Source organism: Bradyrhizobium sp. YR681, from assembly GCF_000282615.1.
Classification (GTDB): Bacteria; Pseudomonadota; Alphaproteobacteria; order Rhizobiales; family Xanthobacteraceae; genus Bradyrhizobium.
Window position 1 is genome coordinate 25,303 of the sequence record NZ_AKIY01000273.1, and the last position, 16,398, is coordinate 41,700.

General features: G+C 64.1%; 22 protein-coding genes. 8 read left to right on the forward strand and 14 right to left on the reverse strand.

The features are described 5' to 3' along the window. Nucleotides 1-19: 19 nt before the first annotated feature. On the forward strand, nt 20-1,252 hold the full coding sequence (locus PMI42_RS29995; protein ID WP_008141531.1) for an aminotransferase-like domain-containing protein: 1,233 nt from the start codon (nt 20-22) through the stop codon (nt 1,250-1,252). Between the two features lie 7 nt (nt 1,253-1,259). On the opposite strand, the gene PMI42_RS30000 is transcribed toward PMI42_RS29995, so the two are convergent. Beyond that, a complete protein-coding gene (locus PMI42_RS30000; protein ID WP_008141533.1) occupies nt 1,260-1,532 on the reverse strand; it encodes a helix-turn-helix domain-containing protein in 273 nt (90 codons plus the stop codon). 204 nt (nt 1,533-1,736) lie between these two features. On the opposite strand from PMI42_RS30000, the gene PMI42_RS30005 reads away from it, so the two are divergent. Beyond that, a complete protein-coding gene (locus PMI42_RS30005) occupies nt 1,737-2,144 on the forward strand; it encodes a hypothetical protein (RefSeq protein WP_008141536.1) in 408 nt (135 codons plus the stop codon). A 95-nt stretch (nt 2,145-2,239) separates the two neighbouring features. Continuing rightward, nucleotides 2,240-2,458, forward strand: a complete 219-nt coding sequence (locus tag PMI42_RS30010) for a hypothetical protein (protein ID WP_008141543.1) — start codon at nt 2,240-2,242, stop codon at nt 2,456-2,458. A gap of 69 nt (nt 2,459-2,527) precedes the next feature. On the opposite strand, the gene PMI42_RS30015 is transcribed toward PMI42_RS30010, so the two are convergent. The 9 genes from PMI42_RS30015 to PMI42_RS30050 all read right to left on the reverse strand — a co-directional run bounded on the left by PMI42_RS30015 (nt 2,528) and on the right by PMI42_RS30050 (nt 10,799). Beyond that, entirely contained in the window at nt 2,528-3,346 is an 819-nt protein-coding gene (locus PMI42_RS30015; RefSeq protein WP_008141547.1) for an aldo/keto reductase, read from the reverse strand. Between the two features lie 146 nt (nt 3,347-3,492). Beyond that, a complete protein-coding gene (locus PMI42_RS30020) occupies nt 3,493-5,058 on the reverse strand; it encodes an alkaline phosphatase D family protein (RefSeq protein WP_008141549.1) in 1,566 nt (521 codons plus the stop codon). A gap of 117 nt (nt 5,059-5,175) precedes the next feature. Continuing rightward, on the reverse strand, nt 5,176-5,502 hold the full coding sequence (locus PMI42_RS30025; protein ID WP_008141551.1) for a hypothetical protein: 327 nt from the start codon (nt 5,500-5,502) through the stop codon (nt 5,176-5,178). Between the two features lie 69 nt (nt 5,503-5,571). After that, nucleotides 5,572-5,991, reverse strand: coding sequence for a hypothetical protein (locus tag PMI42_RS30030; protein WP_008141559.1), 420 nt, complete (start codon nt 5,989-5,991; stop codon nt 5,572-5,574). A 107-nt stretch (nt 5,992-6,098) separates the two neighbouring features. Then, on the reverse strand, nt 6,099-7,100 hold the full coding sequence (locus PMI42_RS30035; RefSeq protein ID WP_008141560.1) for an NAD(P)H-dependent flavin oxidoreductase: 1,002 nt from the start codon (nt 7,098-7,100) through the stop codon (nt 6,099-6,101). A 179-nt stretch (nt 7,101-7,279) separates the two neighbouring features. Further along, nucleotides 7,280-8,899, reverse strand: coding sequence for a DHA2 family efflux MFS transporter permease subunit (locus tag PMI42_RS30040; protein WP_008141561.1), 1,620 nt, complete (start codon nt 8,897-8,899; stop codon nt 7,280-7,282). Further along, a complete protein-coding gene (locus tag PMI42_RS30045; protein ID WP_008141562.1) occupies nt 8,896-10,050 on the reverse strand; it encodes an HlyD family secretion protein in 1,155 nt (384 codons plus the stop codon). The genes PMI42_RS30040 and PMI42_RS30045 overlap by 4 nt, the downstream gene beginning before the upstream one ends. A 192-nt stretch (nt 10,051-10,242) precedes the next feature. Further along, the gene (locus PMI42_RS40185; RefSeq protein WP_008141563.1) at nt 10,243-10,401 is read right to left on the reverse strand and encodes a hypothetical protein; all 159 of its coding nucleotides are present in this window, start codon (nt 10,399-10,401) and stop codon (nt 10,243-10,245) included. Between the two features lie 23 nt (nt 10,402-10,424). Continuing rightward, on the reverse strand, nt 10,425-10,799 hold the full coding sequence (locus PMI42_RS30050; protein ID WP_008141564.1) for a PRC-barrel domain-containing protein: 375 nt from the start codon (nt 10,797-10,799) through the stop codon (nt 10,425-10,427). 160 nt (nt 10,800-10,959) lie between these two features. Here PMI42_RS30050 and PMI42_RS30055 point away from each other — a divergent pair, with 160 nt between their 5' ends. Further along, the gene (locus PMI42_RS30055) at nt 10,960-11,187 is read left to right on the forward strand and encodes a hypothetical protein (protein ID WP_008141570.1); all 228 of its coding nucleotides are present in this window, start codon (nt 10,960-10,962) and stop codon (nt 11,185-11,187) included. A 79-nt stretch (nt 11,188-11,266) separates the two neighbouring features. Then, nucleotides 11,267-11,818, forward strand: a complete 552-nt coding sequence (locus tag PMI42_RS30060; protein ID WP_008141571.1) for a DUF4142 domain-containing protein — start codon at nt 11,267-11,269, stop codon at nt 11,816-11,818. Nucleotides 11,819-12,074: 256 nt separating this feature from the next. Here the strand turns inward: PMI42_RS30060 and PMI42_RS30065 are convergent, their stop codons facing one another. Then, entirely contained in the window at nt 12,075-12,221 is a 147-nt protein-coding gene (locus PMI42_RS30065; protein WP_240535300.1) for a hypothetical protein, read from the reverse strand. A 28-nt stretch (nt 12,222-12,249) separates the two neighbouring features. Next, nucleotides 12,250-12,408 (reverse strand): hypothetical protein, encoded by a 159-nt coding sequence (locus PMI42_RS40190; protein WP_008141573.1) that lies wholly within the window; start codon nt 12,406-12,408, stop codon nt 12,250-12,252. Nucleotides 12,409-12,583: 175 nt separating this feature from the next. Here PMI42_RS40190 and PMI42_RS30070 point away from each other — a divergent pair, with 175 nt between their 5' ends. Next, nucleotides 12,584-12,844 carry a hypothetical protein gene (locus PMI42_RS30070; RefSeq protein ID WP_008141574.1) on the forward strand — a complete coding sequence of 87 codons (261 nt, stop codon included), beginning with the start codon at nt 12,584-12,586 and terminating at the stop codon, nt 12,842-12,844. Nucleotides 12,845-12,985: 141 nt separating this feature from the next. Here PMI42_RS30070 and PMI42_RS30075 read toward each other — a convergent pair whose 3' ends face one another. Both PMI42_RS30075 and PMI42_RS30080 read right to left on the reverse strand, forming a co-directional pair. Further along, nucleotides 12,986-13,192, reverse strand: a complete 207-nt coding sequence (locus tag PMI42_RS30075; protein ID WP_008141581.1) for a hypothetical protein — start codon at nt 13,190-13,192, stop codon at nt 12,986-12,988. Nucleotides 13,193-13,519: 327 nt separating this feature from the next. Further along, the gene (locus tag PMI42_RS30080; protein ID WP_035967038.1) at nt 13,520-13,714 is read right to left on the reverse strand and encodes a hypothetical protein; all 195 of its coding nucleotides are present in this window, start codon (nt 13,712-13,714) and stop codon (nt 13,520-13,522) included. Nucleotides 13,715-13,808: 94 nt separating this feature from the next. Between PMI42_RS30080 and PMI42_RS30085 the strand changes: the two genes are divergently transcribed. Beyond that, nucleotides 13,809-14,318 carry a DUF4142 domain-containing protein gene (locus tag PMI42_RS30085; RefSeq protein WP_008141587.1) on the forward strand — a complete coding sequence of 170 codons (510 nt, stop codon included), beginning with the start codon at nt 13,809-13,811 and terminating at the stop codon, nt 14,316-14,318. 250 nt (nt 14,319-14,568) lie between these two features. Continuing rightward, nucleotides 14,569-16,398 (forward strand): HAMP domain-containing protein (locus tag PMI42_RS30090; RefSeq protein ID WP_008141589.1); only part of this gene is annotated, 1,830 nt, incomplete at its 3' end.

The window sequence follows — 16,398 nt, forward strand, 5'->3', positions numbered from 1 at the left end:
CAAAACGAGGAACGCTCCCATGACGTCCAGCTTCGATTTCGCGCCCCTGTTTCCCGCAGGGCTGCCGGCCCCGACTGCGCGCTGGACAGGCCTGGCCAAATACAGCTTCGTCGGCGGCAACAACGATTCCGAACAGGTCCCGCTCGACGAGCTGATCGAGGCGGCCAACGCGGTGCTGCGTCGCGAGGGTCGATCGCTCGCCACCTACGGACTGGCGCATGGGCCGCAGGGTTATCTGCCCCTGCGCGAATTCCTGGTGACAAAACTGAAGCGCGATGCCGGCATCAATTGCACCGTCGATGATCTCCTGATCGTCTCCGGCTCGCTTCAGGCGCTCGACCTCGTCAACGCGACGCTGCTGACGCGCGGCGACACCGTGATCTTCGAGCAGGACAGCTATCAGGGCTCGCTGACCCGCCTGGCGCGGCTCGGCGTCAACGTCGTCGGGATCCCGCTCGACAAGGACGGCATGCGCATGGATTTGCTGGCCGCGACGCTCGCCGATTTGAAGAGCCGCGGCATCCGGCCGAAATACATCTACACCATCCCGACCGTGCAGAACCCGACCGGCAGCATCATGCCGGAGAGCCGCCGCGCGGAGCTGGTGCGGCTCGCGAGCGAACATGGCGTGCCCATCTTCGAGGACGATTGCTACGCCGACCTCGTCTGGTCGGGACAGCGGCCGCCGGCGATCCATGCGATGAGCCCGAACGGCGGCGTGATCCATATCGGCTCGTTCTCGAAATCGATCGCACCGGCGCTGCGCGTCGGCTTCATCGTGGCGCCCTGGGATGTGATGTCGCGAATGCTGTCGCTGAAGACGGATGCGGGCTCTGGCGCGCTGGAGCAGATGGTGCTGGCCGCCTATTGCAAGCCGCACTTTTCAACTCACGTCCCGGCCCTGACCAAGGCGCTGCGCACCAAGCTCGACACGCTGATGGAAGCGCTGAACGAGCAGTTCGGAACGGCGGCGGAATTCGAAGAACCCAAGGGCGGCATCTTCCTCTGGGTGAAGCTGCCCGACCAGGTCGATGCGCTGAAGCTCTATCAGGCCGCGCTTGCCGCCGGGGTCTCGATCAATCCGGGGCCGGAATGGTCGACCGACAAGCCCCATTCCAGCTCGCGGCTCAGGCTGTGCTTTGCGAGCCCTTCGCATCAGCAGATCCGCGATGGCGTCGCCGTGCTGGCCGAGGTCTGCCGCAAGGAGTTCGGCGTGCCGGCCCGCAGCGCCAATGTCGAGAAGCGAACCTAACGGCTCATCAAGCCGCCTCGGGCTGGCTGCCGTGCATGGCGGAGGCCAGCCGCAGCAGCAGCACGATCGAGACATTGCCCTTGCCGGCCTCGATCTGGGCGATGTAGCGCTCGGAAATCCCGGAACGGCGGGCCAGCTCCCGGCGCGACAGCTCGCAGCGGGCGCGCGAAGACCGCAAACGGTCGCCCAGCTCGGCCAGAAACGCGGTCTCGGAATATGGCGGCAGGGCACGGCTCCCCGGCAGCACTTCGCCCGCAAAATCCATGACTTGATTCAGCATCGGTCTATCCAATTTCGCCTTCGGGAGCCGCCATCCTACCCGCAATACGGCGGGCCTCATTGACGCGGATCAAATTCGCGGGCAATCGGCGGCCGCCGTGGACGGCCGCGGGCGGGATGCTACACTTTGGAAATCTTCGAGGGCGGGGCCTTTCCGGACATGACGTGTTTTTTGAGCCGCTGGACCACGGCTGCGGCGGTGTGCATGGCGTTGACGTCCCCGGCCGGCGCCGAGACGCTTGCGGCGACGGTGGAGCAATGGGGCCTGCTCGGCTCATGGGCGGTCGATTGCGCTGCCCGGCCCGACCGCGACAAGGGCGCCCTGCTGACTTACGAGATCCGGAAGGACGGAAGGGTGATGTACCGGCGCGAGTTCGGCGACGCCAGGGACGAGAACGAGGTGGTGTCCGCCACGGTCAACGCCGAAGGCCTGCTCAACGTGATGGTGTACTTCCCGTCGCTGCATCAGGCCCGCGAGTTCGGGCTGCTGCTGGCGAAGGACGGCAGCATGCGCGCGATCTACAATCGCAGCGAGCGCGGCGCGTACACGATCAGGGACGGCAAATACGTCGCGACGGGTGCGCCGACCCCCGCGCAGCAGCGCTGTGATTAACCACCTGAACATCCGTTCAGAATTCTCTGCCAGTTCCTCCGGAACGTTCGCACACATGCGTCGTTCTCCTGTGCATTGAATTGGAGGAGGACATCATGAAGAAGCTTGGTTATGTGATTGCGGCTCTCGGCGCGCTCGCGGTTGCGGCGCCGACACTGGCGAGTGCCGAGACGGTGGTGATCAAGCGCGGTCACCATCATGGCTACGGCGCCCGCGCCGAAATGCGCGAGCATCGCGATCATGGCTGGCATCGCGGCCACCATCGCGACCGGGTCGTGGTGATCAAGCGCAGTCACCGTCACCACTGGGACTAACGCGCAACGCATCAAAGAAATGGCCCCTCGCGGGGCCATTTCTTTGCGTTCTCGACATGTCAGGCGAGATTAATCCCATGCCGGCGCGAAGCCGGGATTGACGCAGCGCTTGTCCTTGGGCAACGCGGCGATCTTCTTGCGGTCGGCATCGTCGAGCACGATCTTCAGCGCGTCGAGATTGGCCTGCTGGCTCTCCCGGCGCGAGGCCTTCGGGATCGCGGCGACGCCGTCCTGGTCGAGCAGCCATTTCAGCGCGACTTGCGCGGCCGTCGCATCGTGCTTGGCGCCGATCTCGGCGAGCACCGGATCGGTCGCGAAGCGCCCCTGCGCCAGCGGGCAATAGGCAACCAGCGGGATCGATCTGGCGTTGAGATAGGCCAGCACCTTCGATTGATCGAGCATGGCGTGATATTCGATCTGGTTGCAGGCGATCGGCGCCTTGATGTCCTCGACCGCGATCTTGAGCAGCGCCGTGGTGAAATTGGCAACGCCGATCGCCCGCGTGCGCCCTTCCTCCTTCAGCCTCATCAGGGTCTCGAACACCGCGCCCCAGTTCGCGGACTTCGACGGCCAGTGCACGAGATAGAGGTCGACATGGTCGAGCCGCAGCTTGGTCAGGCTGGCGTCGAAGGCGCGGCGGATCGCATCGGGGCTGAGGTTCTCGTGCCAGACCTTCGTCGTGACGTGCAGCTCGCCGCGCGGCACGCCGGCCGCGGCGAGCGCCGCGCCGATCGCTTCTTCATTGGCGTACATTTCGGCGGTGTCGATATGGCGATAGCCGATCGACAGCGCGCTCTCGACCGCGGCGCGGCAGGCATCGCCCTGCATGCGGAAGGTCCCGAGGCCGAGCTTGGGCATGTCGATGCCCTGTGTCTTCAGATGATCCATGAAACAGGCTCCTGACGTATTTCAACCCGCCGCTTACCCACGGTGAGGCCGCGGGGACAGACCCTTCGGTGATGGAAAAGAAATGGCGGGAACGCTCAGTATAGAGCGGGAGGCGCGGGGCGGCCAAGCAAGATCGGGTTAGCGGCCTAGGAATGCTGCGCCACCACGGCCGGGCGCACCCGCGGCTGCGGCACGATGTCGACCGACCAGAGGTCGCGGTTGTCGACGTCCTTCAAGGTCACGGTCATCACGCCACTGCGGCCGTCGATGTCGACCCGGCCGAAGAACTGCAATCCGAAGCACGGCGCGAGGTTCTCGCCCTGCGCCTCGCTGCAGCCGTTCTGGTACATCGCGACCGGGCCAAAGGTATCGTCGAGCTCGCCCGGGCCCCAGGTGCCGGCGTGGAGCGGGCCGGAGACGAACTCCCAGAACGGCTCGAAATCCTGGAATTGCGCCTTGTTCGGATCGTAATAATGCGCGGCGGTGTAGTGCATGTCGGCGGTGAGCCAGACGGTGTTGCGCACGCCGGCGCGCTTGAGGTAGCCGAGCAGATCGGCGATCTCGTGCTCGCGCCTGTCAGGCGGCCCATTGCCGAGCGCGACCGCGTCGAGACTGACGAGGCCGATCGGCAGGTCGGCCGCGATCACCTTCCAGGTCGCCCGCGAGGCCGCAAGCTCACGCTTCAGCCAGGCGAGCTGCTCGGCCCCGAGAATCCAGCCGCGGTGATCGTCGCCCTTGTTCCAGGTCGCATCGCGAAAACTGCGCATGTCGATCATGAAGACATCGAGCAGCGGACCGTAGCCGATCTTGCGATACACCCGGCCCTGCCGCGCGCCGAGGTCGCGGATCGGCATGAAGTCGAAGAAGGCGCGGCGGGCGCGCGCGACCAGGCGCGGGGTGCCGTCGTCCTCGTAACCGGCTTCGTCGTAGCTGCCGGTCGGCGACCAGTCGTTGGTAACCTCGTGGTCGTCCCATTGCGCGAGCATCGGCACCTGCGCGTGGAACGCGCGGAAGTTTTCGTCGAGGTGATTGTATTTGTAGTTGCCGCGAAACTGCGCCAGCGTGTGCGCGGCCCCGGATTTTTCCTCGGTCACCAGATTGCGCCAGGTCTCGCCATTCGGCAGCTTCTGCTCCGAAGGGATCGTGCAATCGGCATAGATGTGATCGCCGGAATGGATGAAGAAATCGGGGCGATTGTCGAGCATGGTGCGATAGCTGCGATAGCCGCCGCGTGAGATGTCGATGCCCCAGCCCTGCCCCGCGACGTCGCCCGACCAGACAAACGAGATCGACCGGTCCGCGGCCGGCGCGGTGCGGAAATGACCAACGCGGCTTTCGCCCGCGATGCCGGCGGCGATGTCGTCGAAGCGCACGCGATAGAAGATGTCCTGCCCGGGCGGCAGATTGTCGAGCTGCAGTTTTGCGGTGAAGTCGGCATCGGGCAGCGCGTCACGCGATGCGGACGCAACGATGGTCTTGAAGCTTTCGACGGTGGAGCACTCCACCTGCATGCGCGCGGGCCGGTCTGCGCGCGCCCAGACCACGGCGGAGCCGTCCGCGACGTCGCCGGACTGGATGCCGCCGGCGATCTGCGGACGGTCGGCGGCGCGGCTGAGGTGCGGCTTTGCGAGCGCTGCCAAGGCGAGGCTGGACGTGGAGCGGACCAGGAACTGCCGCCGGGTCCATGCGCGCGAGGCGCGGAGCGATGCCATTCAGGAAACCTTCGTCGAATCCCGACGGAAGGTGCCTGCGCCGTTTGACTGCCGGCTTACGGTTTCTTGACTCCAGGCCTACGGTTTTGCGACGCGGGGATGACAGCTGGGGCGAGCCTAGATCGAACTCGGAAGCGCGCCACCTTGATTGCCATCACGCCTTGCCGCCTTCCTCGCCTGTTGCTCCAATCTAGCGAGCCATGCAGCCAGGATCGCCAACGGGTGCGTTACGAAAACACTGCGCGCGTGCCACAAACTGTAGGTGTACACGGCCTCGCTGACCTCGGCGAGCTTGCCGTGTTCTGCCAGATAGAAATGCTCCCCGACGATCTTGCCGTTGATCGCATCGCCGCCGAGCGCGAATGCGCCAACGGCAAAGGCCACGAAGTTCAACATGCACAGGGAGAAAGCGACCAGCAGGCACCGATAGCGGAAATCGGACATCGGGCATCATCCCGTTCCACCGCCTCGCACGAAGCAGTGGATATCAATCGCAGCGAAATAAGTCTCGCCTCAACGCTGCCAGCTGCAGATGCCGCCCGAGCGGCAGGGCCAGGTCTGGATGCGGGTATCCCTCGCCTGTGCGTCCAAGGGGTTGCCATGGCGATGCGCGAGCCTGGTACGTGCCGCGCCACGCGGCTGGGCGCTCCTGGTGTGAGCGGCCTTCGGCTCGGCTACGCGCACGCGTTCGGCGGCGACCTTCTTGGGCACGTCGACCGGCTCGGCGCGCGCCTGCGCCTCGTTACCGCCGCGCGCCTCGAGTGCGACCGGCGCGAATTGCGTCTCTGGCCCGAGCCGCCTGGGCGACAGCACGGCCTTGGAAAGATCGAGACTCAGATACTCGCCGGGCTTGTAGTCGTCAGCACGCGCGATGCCGCCCCATGCGAGCACGAGGGCAGCGGCAACAGCAAAATGAACGCTCTTCAGGACCACGGACGCCTCCTGAAATTGATTGTTGAGAGGTAATTTACCTCTATTTAGGAGGCGCCGCGCGCAATACCAGCGGTCAGTTCCCGCATTGGTTAAGAAGTTTGGCGGTGTCAGGCGACCTTTCGCGTCGCACCCGTCCCGTCCAGGAACCCCATCAGGCGGCTGCGGATGATCTGGTCCGCCTCGGCCATGATCCGATCGACGAGTTCCTTGCAGGTGGGGATGTCATGGATGAGGCCGGCGACCATGCCGCAGCTCCAGGCGCCCGCATCCATCTGCCCGTCCAGCATGATCCTGGGATAGACCCCCGCGACCTGGTCGTGGATGTCGTCGATCTTGAGCTTATCGCCCTTCTCGCGCTCGATCTCGATGAGGCGGTCGACATTGGCGTTTCTCAGCACGCGCTCGGTGTTGCGCAGGCTCCGCATGATCAGGCGGGTGTCGAGTTCGGTCGCGGCGACAAGCGCGTTCTTCACGTTCTGATGGACTGGTGCTTCCTTGGTGGCGATGAAGCGCGTGCCCATGTTCATGCCGGCCGCGCCCAGCGACAGCGCGGCGACGAGGCTGCGCCCGTCGGCCATGCCGCCGGAAGCCACGAACGGGATCTTCAACTCCTCCGCCGCGCGCGGCAGCAGGATCATGTTGGGGATGTCGTCCTCGCCGGGATGGCCGCCGCACTCGAATCCATCGACGCTGACGGCGTCGCAGCCGATGCGCTCGGCCTTCAGGGAGTGTCGAACCGAGGTACATTTATGGATGACCTTGATCCCGGCCGCCTTCAAGGCGGGCATGTAGGCTTCCGGGCTGCGGCCCGCGGTCTCCACCGCCTTGATGCCGCCTTCGACGATGGCTGCGATATATTCCGGATAAGGCGGCGCCGCGAAGGTCGGCAGGAAGGTGAGATTCACCCCGAACGGCTTGTCGGTCATGTCGCGGCAGCGCGCGATTTCCTTCGCGAGCAATTCCGGCGTCTTCTGGGTGAGACCGGTGATGATGCCGAGCCCTCCGGCATTGGAGACGGCGGCGGCAAGCTCGGCAAAGCCGACGAAATGCATGCCACCCTGGATGATGGGGTGCTCGATGCCGAACAGTTCGGTGATCGCGGTCTTCACTGAAGTGCCTCCCGGGTTTTTCGGATTGTGTGGCATCAGTCTAGCCGCAGTCTCCTGCCGCAGTCACCATTTCTCTCCGAAGGACCGAGCGGCTGAAAAAGCTGGCGGCGGGACGCTGCATGCCAAGCAGGTGCATATCCATGCGGAGCCGGGACGAAGGGAAGCGGTGGGACGGGTGCTCAATGCCCCCGCGCCGGCGCTCCCAGATCGATCGACCGCAGCACCGCTGCCGTCGGGATCATCAGCATGGCGATGATGGCAAGCGTCCAGAACACGTCGATATAGGCGAGCAAGTCGACCTGCTGCTGCAAGGTCCTGCCGACCCAGGCCACCGCCTGCGACGCAGCATCGCTCGCATTCGAGCCCTGGGCCTGGAAGAAACGCGTCATGGTATCGATGGTCTGCTGATAGCCGAGATCGGACGGCGCGGCGTGCTCGATCAGGCGGCTCTGATGGAATTGCTGGCGCTGGGCCAGAACCGTCTGCGCCAGCGCCACGCCCATGGAGCCGCCAATGTTGCGGGCGACGTTGATCAGCGCGGAAGCCTGATTGGTCTTGTCGGGAGGTACGCCGTCATAGGACGCGGTCGTGACCGGCAGGAACAGGAAAGGAAGACCCATCGCGAGGAAGATGCGCGACAGCGCCGCGTAGCCATAGGTGATGTCGCCGGTCAGCCCGGTCAGGTGCCACATCGATAACGCGACCACCGCCGCACCGAACATGATGAGGTATTTCGGCTGGACGGTGCTGACCAGCTTTCCCACCACGGGCATCAGCATCAAGGTGGCAATGCCGCCGGGCGACAGAGCGAGGCCGGCCAGCAGCGCGGTGTAGTTCAGCTCGGTCTGGAGCAATTGCGGCAGAATCTGCGTGGTCGAGATGAGCACCGCACCGGTGCCGAGCATCACCAGGAAGCAGGCGGCGAATTGGCGCCGACCGAGCAGACGGAGATCGATGATGGGCTCGTCGCGTGTCAATTCCCAAGGGATCAGCGCGAGCAGTGACGCGGCCGAGATCACAGCGAAAGTGACGATCAGGTTCGAGCCGAACCAGTCGTTGCGCTGGCCCTCATCGAGCACGTATTCGAGCGACCCGAGGCCGATCGCGACCAGTGCAAAGCCGACATAGTCGACGCGCAGGCCCTTGCTCAGCAGCCTCTCGCGCTCCTCCTCCGCCCCGGACGGCTCCTTGACCAGCGTGCCGACCAGAAACAGCGAGAGCAATCCCATCGGCACGTTGATCAGGAACACCCAATGCCAGGTGTAGGTGTCGGTGATCCAGCCGCCGAGAGTCGGGCCGATCACCGGCGCGACCACCACGGCGACGCCGTAGATGGCAAAAGCCTGGCCCCGTTTATGAGGTGGGAAGGAGTCGGCGAGAATCGCCTGCTCGCTGGTCGCCATGCCGCCACCGCCAAGCCCTTGCAAGATGCGGAACAGGACCAGCGACTGCAAATTCCAGGCGAAGCCGCACAACAGCGACGAGACCGTGAAAGTCGCGACACAGATCATGTAAAAACGTTTGCGGCCGATCACGGTCGACAGCCAGCCCGAGATCGACAGCACGATGGCGTTGGCGACGAGATAGCTGGTGATCACGTAAGTGCTCTCGTCGATGCCGACTGCGAGGCTGCCGGCGATGTGGCGCAGCGCGACGTTGGCGATGGTGGTGTCGAGCACCTCCATGAAAGTCGCGATGGAGACCACGAAAGCGATGAGATAGGGATTGTGCCCGCCGGCCGCCGAGCGCTCCGGCGACCAGCTACCGGCAGGGGCGCCGCCTTGCGTCGCGTCGGTCATCGCACCCTGGTCCAGGGCACGACCGACATGCCGGGACCGACAGGCAGATCAGCCGGCCAATTGTCGACCACGATCTTCACCGGCACGCGCTGCACGACCTTGACGTAATTGCCGGTGGCGTTCTCGGCCGGCAGCAGGCTGAAGGCGGTACCGGAGCCACGCTGCACGGAATCGACATGACCGGTCAGCTTGCGTCCGGGATAGGCATCGATGCGAATTTCCACCGGCTGACCTGGCCGCATGTCGTTGAGCTGGGTTTCCTTGTAGTTGGCGACGATCCAGGCCTCGTCGGGCACGAACATCATCAGGCTCTGCCCCGCGGTCACGAAAGTGCCCTTGGCGCCGGAGAGCTTGACGACCCGGCCGGACTGCGCGGCAACGACGCTTGTGTATTGCAGGTTCAGGTTCGCCTGATCGAGCTGCGAGCGAGATTGATCGAGTTGCGCCCTGGCGCCTTCGAGCTGCGCCTGAAGCGTCTTGATACCGACTTGCGCCGTGGTCACCGCGGTCTTCGCCCGCTCGGTGTTGGCCTGCTGCGCCTGAAGATCGGAGCGGGTCTGCTGCTGGCGTTGCACGGTGCCGGCGCCCTTCTCCACCAAGTCCTGGGCGCGGGCAGATTCCTCCTGTGCGAATTGGAGCTGCGCCTGCGCCTGTTCGAGCTGCGCCTGCGCCTGCTTGATCTGCTCCTGCTGGGAAACGAGCTGCGCCTCGACATTGGCGATGTTTGCCTTCGAAACCGCAACCTGCGCAGCAGCCTGCTCGATGGCTATGCGATAGTCTCGTTCGTCGATCTTGGCGAGAAGATCGCCGGCGTTGACATGCTGGTTGTCCGTGACCGGGATATCTGTCACGTAGCCGCCGACCTTCGAAGCCACGGAAAAGCTGCGCGCTGCGACAAAGGCGTCGTCGGTGGATTCGTAGTGACGCACTTCGAGCCAGTAGAGCAGACCGCCAACGAGGGCCGCGATCAACACGACTGCGCCGACGCTCGCGAGCAGCCAATGCTCGCGCAAACGTTCGCGCAGTAATGGCTTCCTGGCCGGCTTCTGCTCCTTCGCGTCACGGGTCTGATCAGGAGACGTTCTTGGAGCTTCCTTGGCCCTCTGCGGCTGCTCCGCGGACGGCCCACGCTCCCGGGTTTGAGCATCCACGGTGCATACCTCGGTACTGAGCTGGCGCCCATCGGACCGGCTCTTGCCGGCGCGCCGCAGACCTAACCGCAGCGCGGGAGCGTGGTTCCGGTGGCATCCGCGCTGCTGTCATGCATGACAGACCGATCAAAAAGAAGCGCGGCACCTCTCGGCACCGCGCTCAATTGTCTTGTAGTCGCGCACCCATATTCTTCAGTGCGTCTTGGTGTCATGCCATTTTTCGAGATCGGGCTTGGTTTCGTCCGACTTCTGCTCTTTCTCCGGAAGGCCCTTCCAGGGCTTGTCCGTCTGTCTGTGCGATCCCCAGTCGGTTTGATGCCGGGGGTCGTCGGTCGGCCGTTCCTTGCTCATCGGATCTCCTTCCGGTGCTTCGCTTACGCGAAGGGGACGCCGTAATAGGAGTTGATGCCGCGCACCGCCGCATCGTCTCCCCAGTTCCAATCGCTCCGCTCGCCATATTTCGGCGCGCCTTCGAGCGACTTGGCGGTGATCCCGGTGACATAGCCGCCAAGTTCGGTGTCGTATTTCAGCGACTGCCAGGGCAGCGGATAGTGATCGTTACCCAGCCCCAGAAATCCGCCGAAGCCGAGCACCGCGTAGGACACCTTGCCGCTGACCTTGTCGATCATCACCCGCTCGATCGAACCGATCTTGCTCCGATCCGCGCCATAGACCGACGTTCCCTCGACCTTGTCGCTGCCGATCAACCGGCCCATTTCGCTGCGGTCCAATTCGCCTTGATTCAACATCTTTATTCTCCACTCAGCCAGTGTGTGGACCAACCTGTTCCGACGGCGATCGTTCCAAAACGGGGCTCGGCGGCTGATCAGGAACATCGCTGGAAACGCGTGGTTCTCTTAATCCCGATGCAAGAAACCGCACATCAGCCTGCAGCAGAAGGAATGAACCATGAGCGACTTCCGCGATATCCAGCACGGCGTCAACGATCCCGTCGACGGCGTCGACGTGAAGCGGCAGTTCAATGACAACAGGACGCCGCACGAGCGGGCGCAACATCATGCCGACGTGCGCGCCGAGCCCACGGCGTCGTCGAGCGAGCCGTTTTTGCCGGAGCGACTTCGGCGCAAACCGACCGATCCGATCAACCCGCGCACGGGCCGGAATCCGACGGATTAGGAACCTCGCATCCCACGCTGGGTTGGTCAGCGCTGTCGCGTGGCAAGCAGCCACGCCGCCAATTCAGAGGGACCGGACCATGAAACGAACCATCCTCGCTGTTGCCTGCGTGCTGCTCGCAGGCCCCGCGCTTGCCCAGTCGCTGGGCGAAAAGACCGGCGTCAATTCGGCGCTCGGCGTCGCGCCTGCGACTGCCGACTTCGTCAAGGAGGTCGCGATCAGCGACATGTTCGAGATCGAATCGAGCAAGCTCGCTGTGCAGAAGGGAAATACGCAGGAGAAATCCTTTGCGCAGCAGATGGTCACCGACCACACCAAGACCAGCGGCGAGCTCAAGGGGCTCGTGGGCGGCGGCAAGGTGCAGGCGACCTTGCCGACAGCCCTCGACAGCTCGCACCAGAGCAAGCTCGACAAGCTCAAGGGCGCTACGGGCAAGGACTTCAGCTCGGACTACAACTCCTATCAGGTCAGCGCCCATGAGGATGCCGTGTCCCTGTTCGAGCGCTACGCCAAGGGCGGCGACAATTCCGCGCTGAAGGATTGGGCCGGCAAGACCCTGCCGGCGCTCAGGCACCACCTCGACATGGCCAAGGAGCTCGGCAAGGCGCCGAGCGTCGGACAGTCCAAGTAAACATTGGACATCTTCCGAGGACGCCGGCCTGTCCGGCGTCCTCTCGTTTGAGCAACGATGCCCGACTCCTTACGCTGAAGCGCAAAGTCGGGGATGCCCCATTCGCCGCGGACTCGCCAGCGCGATCGCGCCGTAGATCATCGCTTTCGGCTGCGGCATAGTCGGTGCGCAACTTGGGCCGTGGTCTCGGTGTCGATCTGGTGGTTGAGACGAAAGCTTCGTCGTCTCCCGCTCGCCGTCCTGACGCTGGCCACGATCAGCGGGGCGCCAGAGCTTCTCGCGGCATCAGGAATTCAAACATCTCGGCCGCGGCCTGGAGCTGCTCGAGGCGCGCGGCAACCGAGGCGCGCTGATGGCCGTCCGGCAGGCTCGCAAGCTGTTGCTCGAGCCGAGATCTCTGCACTTCCAACCGTTGCTCGAATGTGTGGGGTTCAGAGCGTCTTCGCATCGTCCGTCCTTGGTGGTTGCAGGCCCGGGCTGTTGGCCCAGCGCTCGACTTGCTCGATGACCTTCTGGTGGCTTGGGCGCACCGGCTTGGGTGCTTCGCGTTCCTCGGAAAGCTGGCGCGGTAACCTGACTTCGTCCGTCATGGCCCGTCTCCTTCTGCCCCAAGAATGCGCCCTCCTGGACGTCAATGCAAGTCATAACTTATTGATATTGCTTGATAATATTGCTAAGTTGATGTCTTTTTGGACTCTTGTGGAACCCTTGCCAAATTGGCTCGTTGAGTAAACTACTCAACTTGCTCAATTTGCGTGATTGACCATGAACGACCTTCGCGCCGAGCGCCTTCAGGTCATGCTCTCCCCGGAGGAGCTGGCCGCAGTCGACGATTTCCGGTTCAAGCACCGCATGCCGACCCGGGCTGCTGCCGTTCGCGAGCTCCTCAAATTCGGGCTCGCAGCTGCGGGCATCGAGACGAGCATCGAGCCGCCCACGGGCGTCAAATCAAGCGAAGTCGGTGTGTTCGGCCGTGGGCCGGACGGACACACGCCCGGAAAAGGCGGCGGCGACCTCGAGGATTAATTGCCTGTCCTTCACAGCAAAACGACCCCGGCACAGTGGGGTGCCAGGGCCGTCCTTGGAGATTGCTTCCGGCGCACCGGGGGCATGACAGCCGAAAGCAATCCATCGACTCTTCGCGAAGGGATTCGTTCCTTCCGATAACTAGCCGGTCGGCGCGCCGCCGGAATCGTCCGGCATCACGCCGGAGCCCGGCGTCTTGGCGTTGTCGTTGAGCTTGGGATCGCGTGTCGCTTCACGCGACGGCGAGCCCTTCTGATCGGTCTTGTGCACCGTCTGCGCACGCTGCTTGTCGCGCGGTTGATCCTCCGCCCGCTTGTCCCTGACGATGCCGTGGTCGGAATGGGCCATGATGTCCTCTCGCCTCTCCAGATGTCTCGAAGCGGCTACGCACGGGCGCAACGAATGTTCCAGCGCGCGAGAGCGACAACGCTAGCTGTGCGCCGCGTGGATCGCAGCCGAAGCATTTTCCTGATGCACCTGGCGTACCGTCGTGACCGTCGCGAACGCGACCGAGACGCCAAAGGCTAGAATGAGTGAGAGAAGAGCCAGACGTGGAGCCATCGCAAAACCTCCTTCTGGAAAAATGAGAGCGATCGACTATTCCTCGATGATCCCTGATTGGTCGCTCACATTCCGTGAGCGGTCTCACACGCCGATTCACACAATCGGGAGGTGTCAGGCATCCTGCGTCTGGAGGACGCGGACCTTGACGGGCGGAATCTCGCCATCGAGCCAATCCTGCTCGTTCGCCAGGGCCGTCCAGGCGTCCGCCATGCGCGAATAGCGCTTGTGAGCGGGCTGCCCGTTCGCTCGTTCGGCGAGCTGAAGGCAGTTGTCGGCGTTGTCCCTGAAGATGTCAGACTGTTTCATGGATAACATCTGGGGACGGAACTCCGCCGTCGCAACCGCCCTTACCGGATCGTAACGTGCGGGAACTTTGCACGCCATCAGTCATTGGAAAGGCATGCGGATACTTGTCGCAATCCTCCTGGCGTTCCTCAGCACCACAGCATTCGCCGACGCGACTGGCGAACGGGGGACGAGCGACCGCGCGCCGACTGCAACCGACGTCATCGGCAGCCTCTACACGTTCAGCCGCTTTCAGCAGAGCCTGCTGGAGAGTACCGATCTGAACGGCAATGCCGAGGTCAAAAACCTCGCCGCCTTGCGAGCCGAAGAGGCGGCCAAGCGCGACAAAGCCCTAAAGGAGATTCAAGAGGCGATCGGCACCGAGCCGCGTGTCGACAAGAGCACGGCGAGCGCCAGCCTCGCCGAGCCCGAGACTTCGGACGGACCGGCCTATATCAGGACGTTCTACGCCGCGCAGATCCCCGAATATGAATCCACCATTGCCCTGCTCGAACGCTATCTCCAAGCGCCCGACAATGTCGCGCTTGCAGCTTTTGCCCGCGACCAGCTGCCGGTGCTGCGCTCCCAGGTGAAGGATGCGGAGCGGACGATGGCAGACCGATAGCCCCGTCCCGGCGCCCGCCGCGTGCCGTACCCCTGTTCTCCCGATATGACTGCAAAAGCGGCAATCCAAAATTCCCTGGAACCAGATGGAACCAAATGCCTGGACCGTCGTTATTTTGGCCGGGCTGAGCAGAGCAGGTTCCATCTTCTCGCGCCGCATCCTTGGCGCTTGATTTCGAATTTGGCTGACGCTCTAGTTTGATCAATTGCGTCGCGCCCCAGATTCGGTCGGCGCCTGCGGGGGAATCAGTATGAGCGACCTCGATCCCGGAACTGCATCACGCTCCGGTCGTCGCGTCCCAAAGCCAAAATCCAACGGAATGTCGGAGCCGGATTCCCGGCCGGAATTGCTGCTCGCGCTACAAGCCATGCGCAGCGGCGATTTCTCGGTGCGCATGAGCGGGGACTATCTCGGCATCGACGGCAAGATTGCCGACACTTTTAACGAAATCATCGCTGCCAACCAGCGCATGGCCCAGCAGCTCGAACTGGTCGGCCAGGTCGTCGGGCGCGAAGGCAAGACCCGCCAGCGCGTCAAGTTCGGCCTCGCCTCCGGCTCCTGGGCCGACATGGAAGGCTCCGTCAACACGCTGATCGACGACCTGCTGTGGCCGACGCGCGAGGTGACCCGCGCGGTCGCGGCGGTGGCGCAAGGCGACCTGCTCCAGACCGTCAAGCTCGACGTCGACGGCCGTCCGCTCCGCGGCGAGTTTTTGCAGTCGGCGAACATCGTCAACACCATGATCAAGCAGCTCGGCGTGTTCACCTCCGAGGTGACGCGCGTCGCGCGCGAGGTCGGCACCGAAGGCAAGCTCGGCGGCCAGGCCCAGGTGCCGGAGGTGACCGGCGTCTGGAAGGATTTGACCGAGAGCGTCAACTCGATGGCGAACAACCTGACCAACCAGGTTCGCAACATCGCCGAGGTGACGATCGCGGTCGCCAACGGCGACTTGTCCAAGAAGATCACCGTCGACGTCCGCGGCGAGATCCTTCAGCTCAAGGAAGCCATCAACACGATGGTGGACCAGCTTCGCTCCTTCGCCTCCGAAGTGACGCGCGTGGCGCGTGAGGTCGGCACCGACGGCAAGCTCGGCGGCCAGGCCATCGTGCCCGGCGTCGCCGGCACCTGGAAGGACCTGACCGACTCCGTCAACGCGATGTGCGGCAACCTCACCGCCCAGGTCCGCAACATCGCCAACGTCACCACCGCCGTGGCGCGCGGCGACTTGTCCCGCAAGATCACGGTGGACGTGCGCGGCGAAATCCTGGAGCTGAAAGACACCATCAACACCATGGTGGACCAGCTCAACTCGTTTGCCTCCGAAGTCACGCGCGTCGCGCGCGAGGTCGGCACCGAAGGCAAGCTCGGCGGCCAGGCCCAGGTGCCCGGCGTCGCCGGCACCTGGAAGGACCTCACCGACAACGTCAACTTCATGGCCTCGAACCTGACCGCGCAGGTCCGCAACATCGCCGACGTCGCCACCGCCATCGCGGGCGGCGACCTCTCCAAGAAGATCACCGTGAACGTGTCGGGCGAAATCCTTCAGCTGAAGGAAACGCTCAACACCATGGTGGACCAGCTCAACGCCTTCGCCGGCGAAGTCACGCGCGTCGCGCGCGAGGTCGGCACCGAGGGGCGGCTCGGCGGCCAGGCCAACGTGCTCGGCGTCGCCGGCACCTGGAAGGACCTCACGGAAAGCGTCAACTCGATGGCGTCGAACCTGACCGCGCAGGTCCGCAACATCGCCGAGGTCACGACCGCGGTCGCCGGCGGCGACTTGTCCAAGAAGATCACCGTCGACGTGCGCGGCGAAATTCTCGAGCTGAAAGACACCATCAACACCATGGTGGACCAGCTCAATGCGTTTGCCGGCGAAGTCACGCGCGTGGCGCGCGAGGTCGGCACCGAAGGCAAGCTCGGCGGCCAGGCCCAGGTGCGCGGCGTTGCCGGCACCTGGAAGGACCTCACCGACAGCGTCAACTCGATGGCCTCGAACCTGACCGGCCAGGTCCGCAACATCGCCGAAGTCGCGACCGCCGTTGCGAAGGGCGACTTGTCGAAGAAGATCACCGTGAACGTG

Coding starts and splice junctions, on each gene's coding strand:
- PMI42_RS29995 (WP_008141531.1), top strand. CDS start 20: ATGACGTCCAGCTTCGATTTCGCGCCCCTGTTTCCCGCAGGGCTGCCG.
- PMI42_RS30000 (WP_008141533.1), bottom strand. CDS start 1,532: ATGCTGAATCAAGTCATGGATTTTGCGGGCGAAGTGCTGCCGGGGAGC.
- PMI42_RS30005 (WP_008141536.1), top strand. CDS start 1,737: ATGGCGTTGACGTCCCCGGCCGGCGCCGAGACGCTTGCGGCGACGGTG.
- PMI42_RS30010 (WP_008141543.1), top strand. CDS start 2,240: ATGAAGAAGCTTGGTTATGTGATTGCGGCTCTCGGCGCGCTCGCGGTT.
- PMI42_RS30015 (WP_008141547.1), bottom strand. CDS start 3,346: ATGGATCATCTGAAGACACAGGGCATCGACATGCCCAAGCTCGGCCTC.
- PMI42_RS30020 (WP_008141549.1), bottom strand. CDS start 5,058: ATGGCATCGCTCCGCGCCTCGCGCGCATGGACCCGGCGGCAGTTCCTG.
- PMI42_RS30025 (WP_008141551.1), bottom strand. CDS start 5,502: ATGTCCGATTTCCGCTATCGGTGCCTGCTGGTCGCTTTCTCCCTGTGC.
- PMI42_RS30040 (WP_008141561.1), bottom strand. CDS start 8,899: ATGACCGACGCGACGCAAGGCGGCGCCCCTGCCGGTAGCTGGTCGCCG.
- PMI42_RS40185 (WP_008141563.1), bottom strand. CDS start 10,401: ATGAGCAAGGAACGGCCGACCGACGACCCCCGGCATCAAACCGACTGG.
- PMI42_RS30050 (WP_008141564.1), bottom strand. CDS start 10,799: ATGTTGAATCAAGGCGAATTGGACCGCAGCGAAATGGGCCGGTTGATC.
- PMI42_RS30055 (WP_008141570.1), top strand. CDS start 10,960: ATGAGCGACTTCCGCGATATCCAGCACGGCGTCAACGATCCCGTCGAC.
- PMI42_RS30060 (WP_008141571.1), top strand. CDS start 11,267: ATGAAACGAACCATCCTCGCTGTTGCCTGCGTGCTGCTCGCAGGCCCC.
- PMI42_RS40190 (WP_008141573.1), bottom strand. CDS start 12,408: ATGACGGACGAAGTCAGGTTACCGCGCCAGCTTTCCGAGGAACGCGAA.
- PMI42_RS30070 (WP_008141574.1), top strand. CDS start 12,584: ATGAACGACCTTCGCGCCGAGCGCCTTCAGGTCATGCTCTCCCCGGAG.
- PMI42_RS30075 (WP_008141581.1), bottom strand. CDS start 13,192: ATGGCCCATTCCGACCACGGCATCGTCAGGGACAAGCGGGCGGAGGAT.
- PMI42_RS30080 (WP_035967038.1), bottom strand. CDS start 13,714: ATGAAACAGTCTGACATCTTCAGGGACAACGCCGACAACTGCCTTCAG.
- PMI42_RS30085 (WP_008141587.1), top strand. CDS start 13,809: ATGCGGATACTTGTCGCAATCCTCCTGGCGTTCCTCAGCACCACAGCA.